Source organism: Pseudomonas sp. LS.1a, assembly GCF_022533585.1.
Classification (GTDB): domain Bacteria; phylum Pseudomonadota; class Gammaproteobacteria; order Pseudomonadales; family Pseudomonadaceae; genus Aquipseudomonas.
In genome coordinates this window covers 4,297,927-4,312,488 of the sequence record NZ_CP092827.1, presented here as the reverse complement: position 1 = coordinate 4,312,488, position 14,562 = coordinate 4,297,927, and the positions used below count along the sequence as shown (strand labels likewise).

The window sequence follows — 14,562 nt, the reverse complement described above, 5'->3', positions numbered from 1 at the left end:
CATTGATCGGTGGTGCACACACACCTCGGTGGTTCGGCACAGCACGTTGTAGGAGCGGGTTTACCCGCGAAAGGGCCGGGCCTGCTGGCCAATATCCCAGGCCAGTCACCGCCGCAGCCGCCACCGCGTTCGCGGGTGAACCCGCTCCTACACTGATCGATGGTGCTCACACATTGGTGGCTCGGCACCGCCTACCTGCTGCCCCCCTAAATCAACCCCCCACACCTTCGTCTGACAGTTACCGCTCGACTGCCAGGACACCGCTCGACATGAATGCCGACCAAACCCTCAAGCTCGCCCGCCGCTTCATCGAACTCAGCCCCGACAAGCGCCGCCTGTTCCTCAAGGCGCTGCAGGGCGAGGGCATGGATTTTTCCGTGCTGCCGATCGCGCCCGGGGTGGAGGTGGCCGAGCGTGACCAGCTGTCGTACGCCCAGCGGCGCATGTGGTTCCTCTGGCAGCTCGACCCACAAGGTGCGGCGTACAACCTGCCCATGGCCGTGCGCCTGAATGGCCCGCTGGACCTGGCTGCCCTGCAGCATGCCTTCGATGCCCTGGTGGCCCGCCACGAAACCCTGCGCACCCGCTTTGTCGCCGACGGCGATGACGTGCGCCAGCAGGTCGATGCCAGCGCCGCCCCGTTGCAGCTGCACCAGGATGCCCTGGCCGGCCTGGACGAGGTGGCCCGTCAGGCCGCCATCGAAACCATCGCCGAAGCCGAAGCCCTGGCCCCCTTCGACCTGGCCAGCGGCCCGCTGCTGCGTGTACGCCTGCTGCAACTGGCGGCACAGGAGCACATTCTGCTGCTGACCCTGCACCACATCGTCGCCGACGGCTGGTCGATGAACGTGCTGATCGACGAATTCCTGCACCTGTACGACGCCGCCGTGGCCGGCAGCGAAGCCCGCCTGGAACCGCTGCCGATCCAGTACCGCGACTACGCCCTGTGGCAGCGCAGCTGGCTCCAGGCCGGTGAGCAGGAGCGCCAGCTGGCCTACTGGCAGGCGCGCCTGGGCGACGACCATTCACCGCTGGCGCTGCCACTGGACCGCAACCGCCAGGGCCGCCCCAGCTATCGCGGCGCGCGCTACGAGTTCCCCATCGCCGCCGATGTCGCCGAACGCCTGCGCGGCCTGGCACGCAAGCATAACGTCACCCTGTTCATGGTCCTGCTGGCCGCCTTCAAGCTGCTGCTGCAACGCTACAGTGGCCAGTCGGCGATCCGCGTCGGCGTGCCTATCGCCAACCGTAACCGCGCCGAAAGCCAAGGGCTGATCGGCTGCTTCATCAATACCCAGGTACTGCACACCGAAATCGACCCTTTGCTGGACATCGCCGGTCTGTTGCAGCGCGTGCGCGAAACCGCCGTGGGCGCGCAAAGCCATCAGGACCTGCCGTTCGAACAACTGGTCGAAGCCCTGGACCTGCCGCGCAGCAGCGAAAGCCCGCTGTTCCGCGTGCTGTTCAACCACCAGGCGCAGGTGGCGGATGTGCAGGCCATCGAGACCCGCTCCGGCCTGAGCCTGGCGCCGGTCGTGCTGGCAAAGCACAGCGCCCGCTTCGACCTGGCGCTGGATACCCATGAGCGAGCGGGGCAGCTGCACGCAGCGTTCACCTATGCGACCGACGTGTTCGATGCGGCCACCGTCGAAGCCCTTGGCGAGCAGTGGCTGGCCCTGGTGCAGGCGTTGGCCGACGAGGCGGGTGGCGCAGTCGGCGAGCTGCCATTACCAGGCCTGGCTACTGCCATTGGCGCGCCTGCGCAGGCTGACGCAACGCTGCTGGTCCACCAGCGCTTTGCCGCCGCCGCCAAGCGCCACCCCGAGCGCACGGCGGTGATGGCTGCGGGCGCGCAGGCCAGCTTCGCCGAGCTCGATGCCCGCGCCGAGGCCATTGCAGGTCGGCTGGTGGAAGCCGGAGCAGGGCCGGACACACTGGTCGGCGTGCTGGCCAACCGCAGTGTCGGCATGCTCGCCAGTATCCTCGGCGTGCTCAAGGCCGGTGGCGCCTACCTGCCACTGGAGCCCGAGCAGCCGGCCGAACGCCTGGCCTACATGCTTGCCGACAGCGGCGCGCGCCTGCTGCTGGCGCCTGATGACTGGCAGGCCGAACTGCCCGAGAGCGTGCAGCGTCTGGACTGGACGCAAACCGGCAATGGCCGCGCCGCCCGCATCGTCCCGGCACCGGCCAACCTGGCCTACGTGATCTACACCTCCGGCACCACCGGCCAGCCCAAGGGCGTGGCGATCAGCCACGGCGCCCTGGCCAACTACGTCGAAGGCGTCAGCGCGCGTTTGCCGGTCGAGCGTATCCGCAGCATGGCCCAGGTCTCGACCCCGGCTGCCGACCTTGGCCACACCATGCTGTTCGGCGCCCTGTGCGGCGGCCACACCCTGCATTTGCTGTTACGCGAGCAGGTGCTGGATGCCGAAGGCTTCGCCGCCTACCTGGCCGAGCACCAGGTAGACGCGCTGAAGATCGTACCGTCGCACCTGGAGGCCATGTTGGTGGCAGGCCGCTCGGCGCTGCCGGCGCAGTGCCTGGTGCTCGGCGGCGAGGCCATCAGCCCGAGCCTGCTGGGCAAGGTCCGCAACCTGGCCCCGGCGCTCAAGGTGTTCAACCATTACGGCCCGACCGAGACCACCGTCGGTGTGCTGGTCGCCGAGCTGAACGAGCAGGCCAGCCTCGGCCAGCCGCTGGCCAACACCCGCGTCGCGGTGCTCGACCACTGCCTGCAAGCCCTGCCGACCAAGGCCAAGGGTGAGCTGTATATCGGCGGCGCCGGCCTGGCCCGTGGCTACCTGAACCGTCCGGCACTCACCGCCGAGCGCTTCGTCCCCGACCCTAGCGGCAGCCACGGCCAACGCCTGTACCGCAGCGGTGACTGGGTACGCCAAGGCAGCGACCTGCAGTTTGCCGGGCGCATGGATGGCCTGGTGAAGATCCGTGGCTATCGCGTGGAACTGGCCGAAATCGAAAACCGGCTGCGTGCCCTGGATGGCGTTGCCAATGCCCTGGTTCGCGTGCATGGCCAGGCGCCGCAACTGCAACTGGCTGCCTGGCTGGTGCCCAGCCAGATGCCGGCCGACAGCCTGGCCTGGCAGGAATCGATCCGCGCCAGCCTCAAAAGCCTGCTGCCCGAGCATATGGTGCCGACCCACCTGATGGTGCTGGAGCACCTGCCGGTCACGGTCAACGGCAAGATCGATGTCAAGGCGCTGCCGGAGCCCGTCGCCACCCAGGTGGCCTACCAGGCGCCGCAGACCCCGCTGCAAACGCAATTGGCGCAGATCTGGGCGCAAGTCCTGCAAGTACCGCAGGTAGGCCTGAGCGACAACTTCTTTGCCCTTGGCGGCCATTCGCTGCTGGCCACCCAGGCGGTATCGCGGATACGCAAGCAACTGGGCGTGGATATCCCGCTGCGCACCCTGTTCGACACCGTCGACCTGCAGGCCTTTGCCCAGGCTGTGGCCGAAGGCGAGCAGGGCGCGGGCCTGGACATCGAAATCCTCGACCGCCAGCAACCCCTGCCGGTGTCCCGTTCGCAAAACCGCCAGTGGCTGTTCTGGAAGCTCAACCCCGAAAGCCTGGCCTACAACACGCCGATGGCCGTGCGCATGCAGGGCCACCTCGACCGCGCCGCCGTGCAGGCCGCACTGGATGCCTTGGTGGCCCGCCATGAATCGTTGCGCACAGTGTTCGTCGAGGCCGACGGCCTGCCCTGGCAGCGCATCTTGCCGGCGGCCACGGTCCCGATCGCTTTCGAAGACCTCAGCGGCCAGGACCACGCCGCGCAGATGCGCAAGCTGGAAGCCGAAGCCTTCGTGCCGTTCGACCTGGAGCGCGGTCCGCTGCTGCGTGCCCGGCTGTTCAAGGTGCATGCACAGGAGCACCTGCTGTCGCTGACCTTGCACCATATCGTTTCCGATGGCTGGTCGATGAGCCTGCTGGTGCGCGAGTTCGCCGCCGCCTACAACGCCGCCGCCACGGGCCAGGCGCAAACCCTCGAGCCGCTGCCGGTGCAGTACGCCGATTTCGCCGCCTGGCAGCGCAAGTGGCTGGCCGAGGGGCAGATGCAGGCGCAGATCGGCTACTGGAAGGCCCGCCTGGAAGACGACTTCGAAGTGCTGGAACTGCCCGCCGATCGCATTCGCCCACAGGTCAAAAGCTACCAGGGCAGCCGCTTCGACGTGCGCCTGCCGCAGGCCCTCACCGAGCGCCTGCGGGCACTGGCGGTGGCATCCAACACCACGCTGTTCCATGTGTTCCTGGCGGCGTATGCCATCGTGCTGTCGCGCTACAGCCGCAAGGGCACGCTCAACATCGGCGTGCCGGTCACCAACCGCAATCGCCTGGAGCTGGAGGGGCTGATCGGCTTCTTCATCAACGTGGTGGTGGCCCGCATCAGTGTCGATGGCAGCCAGCCGTTCCCGCAGTTGCTGGCGGCGATCAAGGAAACCACCTTGCAGGCCCAGGCCAACAAGGATGTACCGTTCCTGGAGGTAGCCGAAGCGCTGTACCCGGAGCGCGACCAGGGCGTGAACCCGTTCTTCCAGGTGCTGTACAACCACCTGCGCGACCTTGGCGAGCAGGTTTCCAGCGATGCCTTGCACGGCCTGCAGGTCAAGGAAGTGGACCTGCAGGAGCCGGGCGCGCAGTACGACATTTCGCTCAACACCCTGGAGCGCTCCGATGGCGTAACCGCTTCGTTCAACTATTCCACCGACCTGTTCGATGCCGCACGCATCGAGCGCATGGCCGGGCATTGGCAAGCACTGCTGCAAGCCATCTGCGCCGAACCGCAGCGCTGCATTGCCGAGCTGGACTTCCTCGGCAGTGTCGAACGCCAGCAGCTGACCTACGGCTGGAACCCGGCACCCCTGGCTGGCAGCGGCTTGTGCGCGCACCAGTTGCTGGAGCGCCAGGCGCGTGAGCGGCCGGATGCGCTGGCGCTGATCTTCGACGACCAGCAGATGACCTATGCCGAACTGGACCGCAGCAGCAACCAGCTGGCCCACCGCCTGCGGGCGCTGGGCGTGGGGCCGGATTGCCTGGTCGGCGTGGCCGTCGAGCGCGGCCTGGGCATGGCCCTGGCGCTGGTCGCCATTCACAAGGCAGGTGGCGCTTACGTGCCGCTGGACCCGGACTACCCGCAAGAGCGTCTGGCCTACATGGTCGAGGACAGCAACATCGGCCTGCTGCTGGCCGACGCGCCCTCGCGTGAGCGCCTGCAAGCGGGCAAGCAACTGCCCTGCGTGGTACTGGAACCGGGCACCGAGTGGCTGCATGCCTGGCCCGCCGAGCCGCTGGCCAACCTGGCTGCACCGCACAACCTCGCCTATGTCATCTACACCTCCGGCTCCACCGGCATGCCCAAGGGCGTGGCCATCGACCACCAGGCCCTGTCGGTGTTCTGCCAGGTGGCCGGCGACTATTCGCGCCTCAGCCCGGATGATCGAGTGCTGCAGTTCGCCACCGTCAGTTTCGACGGCTTCATCGAGCAGTTCTTCCCGCCGCTGGCCCAGGGCGCCTGTGTGGTGCTGCGCGACCTGCGGCTGTGGGATACCGCCATCCTGCTGGACGAGATCAACCGCCACGGCGTGACCGTGGCCGACCTGCCGGCGGCCTATTGGCGCCTGCTGGCGCTGGAGCGCCGAGCCCCCGAGGCCTATAGCCGGCTGAAACAGATTCACGTGGGGGGTGAGGCGGTGCCGGAAGATGCCCTGCGCGCCTGGCTGGCCGATGGCCCGCCAGCGGTGCGTCTGCTGAACACCTACGGCCCGACCGAAGCCACCGTGGTCGCCACCACCTACGACTGCTCGCAGATGACCGTGGAGCAGGTCAGCCAGGGTGGCGTGCCGATCGGCCGTGCCTTGCCGGGGCGTACCTTGCATGCCTTGGACGACGGCCTGGCGCCGACACCGGTAGGCGTGCCCGGCGAGCTGTTCATTGGCGGGGCAGGGTGCCTGGCGCGCGGTTATCACCAGCGGCCGTCACTCACCGCCGAGCGTTTCATCCCCGACCCGTTCGACCCGGTTGGTGGTGGCCGTCTGTACCGCACCGGCGACCTCGGCTGTTATGACGAAAACGGTCAGCTGGCCTATCGCGGCCGGGTCGACCACCAGGTGAAGGTGCGCGGCTTCCGTATCGAGCTGGGCGAGATCGAGCAGTACCTGCGGGCGCACCCGGACGTACGCGAAGCCACCGTGCTGGCCATCGACCTGCCCAGTGGCAAGCAGCTGTGCGCCTACGCGGTGCCGGCCGAAGGCTACCGCGGCGATCTGCGCCTGGCCCTGAAGCAGTACCTCAAGGCCAGGCTGCCGGACTACATGATCCCGGCCTACCTGGTGACCCTGCCGAGCATGCCGCTGACCCCCAGCGGCAAACTCGACCGCAAGGCCCTGCCGCTACCCGACCCGAACCAGCCACAGCATGACTACCAGGCGCCGCAGACCGAGCGGCAACAGCAGCTGGCGAGCATCTGGGCGCAGTTGCTCAACGTTGCCCGGGTCGGCCTGAACGACAACTTCTTCGAACTGGGCGGCCACTCCTTGCTGGCGGCCCAGGCCGTGTCGCGGATCAACGTCGAGCTGGGGCTCGACATCCCCCTGCGGCTGATCTTCAGCCACCCCGAATTGCGCGCGTTCGCCCAGGCGCTGGACGAACAGGGCCTGTCGCTCTCCGACGACGGCCTGAGCGATATCGAACAAATGATGAATGCATTCACAGAGGCCTGACATGGAACTCACTGCCGCACAACGCATCGCCCAACGTTTCGTTGGCCTCCCCGTGGAACAACGCCAGCAGATCCTGGAAAAGATGCAGGCCAGCGGGCAGAGCTTCCGCCTGCTGCCCATCGTGCCTGCGCGCCAGGGCCTGGCGCGTATTCCGCTGTCTTACGCCCAGCAGCGTCTGCTGTTTCTCTGGCAGCTGGAGCCCGACAGCCCGGCCTACAACGTGCCGATGGCGGTACGCCTGAAGGGCGCCCTGGACCAGGCGGTGCTGCAACAGGCGCTGGATGCGCTGGTGCAACGCCACGAGTCGCTGCGCACGCGCTTCGCCTCGGAGGAGGGCGAGTTCCACCAGGAAATCCTTGAGCACTGCCCGCTGGCGCTGGAACTGGTGATGTTCGACGGTGCCGCCGATGAGGCAGCGCTGAGCGTGGCCGTGGACGCGGCCCTCAAGCAGCCCTTCGACCTGCTGACCGGTCCGCTGCTGCGGGTGACCCTGCTGCGCGTGGCCGCCGATCACCACGTGCTGGCGCTGAGCATGCACCACATCATCTCCGACGGCTGGTCCAGCGATGTGCTGGTGCAGGAATTCATCCAGCTGTACAGCGCCCTGGCCGAAGGCCGGCAGGCCGAGTTGCCGGCGCTGCCGATCCAGTACGCCGACTACGCCATCTGGCAGCGCGCCTGGCTTGAGGCCGGTGAAGCGCAGCGCCAGCTGGCCTACTGGCAGGCCCAGCTGGGCGACGAGCAGCCGGTGCTGAGCCTGCCGCTGGACTTCGAGCGCCCGGCCACGCCCAGCCAGCGTGGCGCGGTGGTGCGCGTGGACATTGGCGCCGAGCAGGCCGAGGCCCTGCGCAGCCAGGCGCGCAAGGGTGGCCACACGTTATTCGTGCTGGTACTGGCGGCCATGGCGGTGGTGTTGTCGCGCTACAGCGGCCAGGCTGATATCCGCATCGGTGCTCCGAACGCCGGGCGCAACCGCAAGGAGCTGGAAGGCCTGATCGGCTTCTTCATCAACACCCAGGTGTTGCGTGTTCAGGTGGACGAGCGCGCCACCTTCGCCGCGTTGCTGGAGCAGGTCAAAGACGTGATCGGCGGCGCCCAGTCGCACCAGGAACTGCCGTTCGAGCACCTGGTCGATGCCTTGCTGCCCGAGCGCAACCTGGCCCACAACCCGCTGTTCGAGTTCAAGATCAACCAGCACGTGGCCGCCAGCGATGCAGGGCGCAGGCGCCTGGGCGCGCTGGAGGTGGAAGGTTTTGCCCGTGATGGTGGCGATGCCCGCTTCGACCTGGCGTTCGACTTCTCCGACAAGGCTGACGGCATCGAAGGCTACTTCACCTACGCCACCGACCTGTTCGAACAGGCCACCATCGAACGCATGGCCGCTTCGCTGCGCCAGGTGCTGGATGCGCTGATCCGCGACCCGCAGCAGGCGATCGTCGATAGCCCGCAAGTGGCGACGCTGCTGCCAGCGGCCACGCAGGCCTACCCGTACGGCAACTTCCTCGCCCTGTGGCGCCAGGCACTGGCGCAAGGCCAGGCCCACGGCGGTGTGCGTGCCGGTGACCGGTTCATGACCCAGGCCGGGCTGGAGGCGGCGTCCAACCGCCTGGCCGACTACCTGCGCCAGCACGGCGTCGGTGCCGGCAGCATCGTTGCCCTGTGCCTGCCGCGCTCCATCGATTGGATCAGCGCCTTGCTCGCAGTGCTCAAGACCGGTGCCGCCTACCTGCCGCTGGACACCCAGCAACCGCAGGAGCGCCTGCAACAACTGGTTGCCGACAGTGGCGCCGCCGTGCTGATGCACGAACCGGGCGACCTGCGCTTTGCTGGCCTGGACGGCGTGCAGCTGATTGCCTGCGATCACACCGCCTGGGCTACCTGCAGTGACAGCCCGGTCGAAGTGGCCATCGCCGCCGAACAACCGGCCTATCTGATCTACACCTCGGGTTCGACCGGCCAGCCGAAAGGCGTGGTGGTCAGCCACGGCGCACTTGCCAGCTACATTCAGGCGGTGCTGGAGCGCCTGCAACTGCCGGCCGCAGCGAGCATGGCGATGGTCTCCACCACCGCGGCCGACCTGGGCCACACCGTGCTGTTCGGTGCCCTGGCCTCGGGCCGCCTGCTGCACCTGCTACCGCAGGAACTGGCGTTCGACCCGGATGGCTTCGCCAGCTACATGGCGCAGCACCAGGTCGGCGTGCTCAAGCTGGTGCCGAGCCACCTGCAAGGGCTGCTGCAAGCGGCTCGCGCCGCCGATGTGCTGCCCGCCGAAGCGCTGATCCTGGGGGGCGAGGCATGCAGTTGGGGCTTGTTGGAAAAGGTCCGCGAGCTGCGCCCGGCCTGCCGGGTCATCAACCACTACGGCCCGACCGAAACCACTGTCGGCGTGCTCACCTTCGAGCCGGGTCAGCCGCTGCCAGATTGCCGCACGGTGCCGGTCGGGCGCCCGCTGGGCAACGCCTGCGCCCAGGTGCTGGATGGCTACCTCAACCCGTTGGCGGCGCAGGTGCCCGGTGAGCTTTTCCTGGGCGGGCAAGGCGTCGCCCAGGGCTACCTGGGCCAGCCAGCGTTGACCGCCGAACGCTTCGTGCCGACCGAGGGTGGTGCCCGCTTGTACCGCACCGGCGACAGCGCGCGGCTCACTGCCGATGGCCTGGTCGAGTTCATTGGCCGTGCTGACGACCAGGTGAAAATCCGTGGTTATCGTGTGGAGCCGGGTGAAGTCGGCCGGGTGCTGGCCGGCCTGCCCGGTGTCAGCGAGGCCGTGGTACTGGCCTTGCCGCTGGAGGGCGACGCCGAGCGCCTGCAACTGGTGGCCTACGGGGTAGCCGACGCAGGCGTGACCGTGCAGCAGTTGCAGGCGCAACTGCAGGCACGCCTGCCGGACTACATGGTGCCGGCGCAGATACTGCTGCTGGAGCGCCTGCCACTGACTGCCAACGGCAAGCTCGACAAGCGCGCCTTGCCGGCACCGGGCGCGGTCAGCCGTGGCTATGTGGCGCCGCAAGGCGAAATCGAGGAAAAGCTGGCCGCAGTGTGGGCCGATGTGCTCAAGCTGGAGCAGGTCGGCAGCACCGACAACTTCTTCGAACTGGGCGGCGACTCGATCCTCAGCCTGCAGATCATCGCCCGGGCCAAACGCCAGGGCATCAGGATCACCCCCAAGCAGCTGTTCGAACAACAGACCATCGCCCAGCTGGCCCAGGTAGCCAAGCGCATCGAGCCCAAGCAAGCGGTTGCGGCCGCAGCCGTGGACACCGCCACCAGCGGTGAGGTGGCATTGCTGCCGGCCCAGGCGCGTTTCTTCGAGATGGAGATCGCCCAGCCGGCGCACTGGAACCAGTCGGTGCTGCTCAAGCCGGCCAGCCCGGTGCAGGTGCAACACCTGGAGGCAGCCCTGCGCGCCGTGGTCGAGCAGCACGATGCCCTGCGCCTGCGCTTCAGCCGTGGCGAAAGCCAGTGGCAGGCGCGCTTCCAGCCGCTGGCCAATGCACCACTGCTGCACCAGCGCAACCTGGCCGCACTGAATGAACTGGACGCCGCCGGCAACCAGGTACAGGCCAGCCTGAACCTGGAGCACGGGCCGCTGCTGCGCGCCGAACTGTTCGACTTCGCCGATGGCCAACAGCGTCTGCTACTGGTAGTCCATCACCTGGTGGTCGACGGCGTGTCGTGGCGGGTATTGCTGGAAGACCTGCAAGCGGCCTACCGGCAACTGCTGAACGGCCAGGCCGTGAGCCTGCCCGCCAAGACCACCTCGGTAAAAACCTGGGCCGAGCGCCTGGTCAGCCATGCCGGCAGCCCGGCGCTGCATGCACAGCGCGACTACTGGCTGCAGGCCCTGGCCGGCGACCACGGCGAACTGCCGCGTGACAACCCGCAGGGCAGCCTGGCCAACACCCATGCCCGCTCCGCCGCCACGCGGCTGGATGCCGAGCGCACTGCCAAGCTGCTGAAACAGGCCCCGGCGGCCTACCGCACGCAGATCAACGACCTGCTGCTGACCGCGCTGGCGCGCACCCTTTGCCAGTGGAGCGCACGGGACAACGTGCAGGTACTGCTGGAAGGCCATGGCCGCGAAGACCTGTTCGACGACCTCGACCTCAGCCGCACCGTGGGCTGGTTCACCAGCCTGTTCCCGGTGCGCCTCACACCCGCCCAGGACCTTGGCCAGTCGATCAAGGCGATCAAGGAGCAACTGCGCGGCGTGCCGGACAGAGGCCTCGGCTACGGCCTGTTGCGCTACTTCGGCGATGCTGAAGTGCGTGACCGGCTCGAGCGTGCCACCCAGGCCCGTGTCACCTTCAACTACCTGGGCCAGTTCGATACCAGCTTCGATGCCGAGGCCGGCACCCTGTTCACCCCGAGCGGGGAAAGTGCAGGCCGTACCCAATGTGCCGGCGCACAGCTGGGCAACTGGCTGAGCATCACCGGCCAGGTGTACGGCGGCGAGCTGTTCCTGGAGTGGACCTACAGCGCCGACGTTCATCACCCGGCCACCATCGAGAAGCTGGCCCAGGCCTACGGGCAGGCCTTGGCAGAGCTGGTCGAGCACTGCTGCGATACCCGGCACCAGGGCGTGACACCGTCGGACTTCCCGCTGGCCGCGCTGACCCAGGCGCAACTGGACAGCCTGCCGCTGGAGCCCGGGCAGATCGCCGACGTGTACCCGCTGTCACCCATGCAGCAGGGCATGTTGTTCCACACCCTTTACGACCAGCAGGCCGGCAACTACATCAACCAGCTGCGCGTGGATGTGGACGGGCTGGATGTGCAGCGTTTCCAGCAGGCCTGGCAGGCCACGCTCGATGCCCACGACATCCTGCGCAGCGGTTTCATCCTGCAGGGCGAGCTGGAGCAGGCCGTGCAGGTGGTACGCAAGGCCGTCGAACTGCCGTGCAGCGAGCACGACTGGCGTGGCCAGCCGGCGCTGGAGCAGGCATTGCAGGCACTGGCCGAGGGTGAGCGCCAGCGCGGCTTCGACCTGTCTGCCGCGCCGCTGCTGCGCCTGGTACTGGTGCGCACGGGCGATACCCGCCACCACCTGATCTATACCAACCATCACATCCTCATGGACGGCTGGAGCACCTCGCGCCTGTTGGGTGAAGTGCTGCAGCGCTATGCCGGCCTGGCGCCGCAGGCCCAGGCCACGCACTACCGCGACTACATCGCCTGGCTGCAGGGCCAGGACGCGGCCGTTGCCGAAGCCTTCTGGAAAGGCCAGCTTGCGGCCCTGGACGAGCCGACCCGTCTGGCCCAGGCCATCGCCGGCAGCGCAGGCGCAAACGGCAGCGGCCATGGCGACCACCGCCTGGCCTTCGACCGCGAGCAGACCGCACGCATCGAAGCCTTCGCCCGGGCCAACCGGGTCACGGTCAACACTCTGGTGCAATCGGCCTGGCTGCTGCTGTTGCAGCGCTGCACCGGCCAGGCCAGCGTGTGCTTCGGCGCCACGGTCGCCGGCCGCCCGGCAGACCTGCCGGGCGTAGAGGAGCAGATCGGCCTGTTCATCAACACCTTGCCGGTGATTGGCGCCCCGCGTGCCGAGCAGACCGTGGCCGAATGGATCGGCCAGGTGCAGGCCGGCAACCTGGCCGTGCGCGAGTTCGAGCATACCCCGCTGTACGACGTGCAGCGCTGGGCGGGGCAGGGCGGTGACGCCTTGTTCGACAGCATCCTGGTGTTCGAGAACTACCCGGTGGCCGAGGCGCTGCAACAGGGCGCGCCCGGTGGCCTGCGCTTCGGCGACGTGTCCGTGCAGGAGCAGACCAACTACCCGCTGACCCTGGTGGTGGAACTGGGCACCACGCTGTCGATGCAGTACAGCCACGACCGTGCGCTGTGGAGCGACGAGAGCATTGGCCGCCTGGCTGGCTACTTTGCCAACCTGCTGCAAGCGCTGGTGGAGAATGCCGACGCGGTGGTGGGCGAGCTGCCAATGCTGGGCCTGCCAGAACAGCAGCAAATGGTCGAAGGCTGGAACGAAACCCAGGCGACGTACCCGGACGAGCGCAGCCTCCACCAGCTGATCGAAGCCCAGGTGTTCGCCACCCCGGACGCGCCGGCGCTGGCCTTTGGCGAGCAGACCCTGAGCTATGCCGAGCTCAACCGCCGTGGCAACCAGCTGGCGCACAAGCTGCGCGAGCAGGGCGTGGGCCCGGACGTGCTGGTGGGCATCGCCATGGAGCGCAGCCTGGAGATGGTCATCGGCCTGCTGGGCATCGTGAAGGCCGGTGGCGCCTATGTGCCGCTGGACCCGGAGTACCCCCAGGACCGCCTGAGCTACATGTTCGAGGACAGCGGCATCGCCTTGCTGCTGACCCAGTCGCACTTGCACCAAGCCCTGCCGATCCCGGCCGGCTTGCGCAGCCTGGACCTGGATACCGAGAACCTCGACGGCTACAGCGATGCCAACCTGAACATCGACGTGGCGCCGCTGAACCTCGCCTACGTGATCTACACCTCCGGCTCCACCGGTCGCCCGAAGGGCGCTGGCAACAGCCATCAGGCGCTGGTCAACCGGCTGTGGTGGATGCAGAAGGCCTACGGCCTGGACGCCAGCGACAGCGTGCTGCAGAAAACCCCGTTCAGCTTCGACGTGTCGGTGTGGGAGTTCTTCTGGCCGCTGATGACCGGGGCACGCCTGGTGGTGGCCCAGCCGGGCGCGCACCGCGACCCGCAGCTACTGGTGGAAACCATCAACCATTACGGCATCAGCACGCTGCACTTCGTGCCGTCGATGCTGCAGGCGTTCATGACCCACGAAGCGGTCGAAAGCTGCGTCAGCCTCAAGCGCGTGGTGTGCAGCGGTGAAGCACTGCCGGCCGAGCTGGCCCGCCAGACCCTGCAGCGCCTGCCGGCGGCGGGCCTGTACAACCTGTACGGCCCGACCGAAGCGGCGATCGACGTCACCCACTGGACCTGCCAGCCGGACGAAAGCATCAGCGTGCCGATCGGCCAGCCGATCGACAACCTCAAGACCCACATCCTCGAAGGCAGCCTGCAACCGGCGGTACGCGGCAGTGCCGGCGAGCTGTACCTCGGCGGTGTCGGCCTGGCCCGTGGTTACCACCAGCGCCCGGCGCTGACTGCCGAACGCTTCGTGCCGGATCCGTTCAGCGACAATGGCGGGCGCCTGTACCGCACCGGCGACCTGGCGCGCTACCGCGCCGATGGTGTGATCGACTACGCCGGGCGCATCGACCACCAGGTGAAGATCCGCGGCCTGCGCATCGAACTGGGCGAGATCGAGGCGCGCCTGCTGGAGCTGCCGAGCGTGCAGGAAGCCGTGGTGTTGGCCTTGGACGGGCCAAGCGGCAAGCAGCTGGTGGGTTATGTGGTGCCTGCCGACAGCTCGCAAGACGAAGGTGCATTGCGCGACAGCCTGCGCGAGGCGCTGAAGGCCGGTTTGCCGGACTACATGGTGCCGGCGCACCTGCTGCTGCTTGGCAAACTGCCAGTGACGCCGAACGGCAAGCTGGACCGCAAGGCCCTGCCGCAGCCGGATGCCAGTCAGTTGCAGGGCGAGTACATCGCGCCCCAGAGTGATCTGGAGCAGCAGATCGCGGCGATCTGGGCGGATGTGCTGAAGCTGGAGCGGGTCGGGCTGAGCGACAACTTCTTCCAGCTTGGCGGGCATTCCCTGCTCGCCACGCAAGCGGTGGCGCGCCTGCAGATGGAACTGGGTGCGGATACACCCCTGGCCCTGATTTTCCAGACCGACAACCTTGGTGACTACGCCGCCGCCGTCAGCGCAGCAATTACCGAATGCACGGCAGACCTGGACGAGTTCCACGATTTCATGAATGAGCTTGAGGCAGTTTGA

The 14,562-nt window shown here is 67.7% G+C and carries 2 protein-coding genes; both read left to right on the top strand.

The genetic code is table 11. The features are described from left to right. The first annotated feature begins 269 nt into the window (after positions 1–269). Positions 270–6,737 (top strand): non-ribosomal peptide synthetase, encoded by a 6,468-nt coding sequence (locus MKK04_RS19885; protein WP_241105909.1) that lies wholly within the window; start codon positions 270–272, stop codon positions 6,735–6,737. A 1-nt stretch (position 6,738) separates the two neighbouring features. Continuing rightward, on the top strand, positions 6,739–14,562 hold the full coding sequence (locus tag MKK04_RS19880; protein WP_241105908.1) for a non-ribosomal peptide synthetase: 7,824 nt from the start codon (positions 6,739–6,741) through the stop codon (positions 14,560–14,562).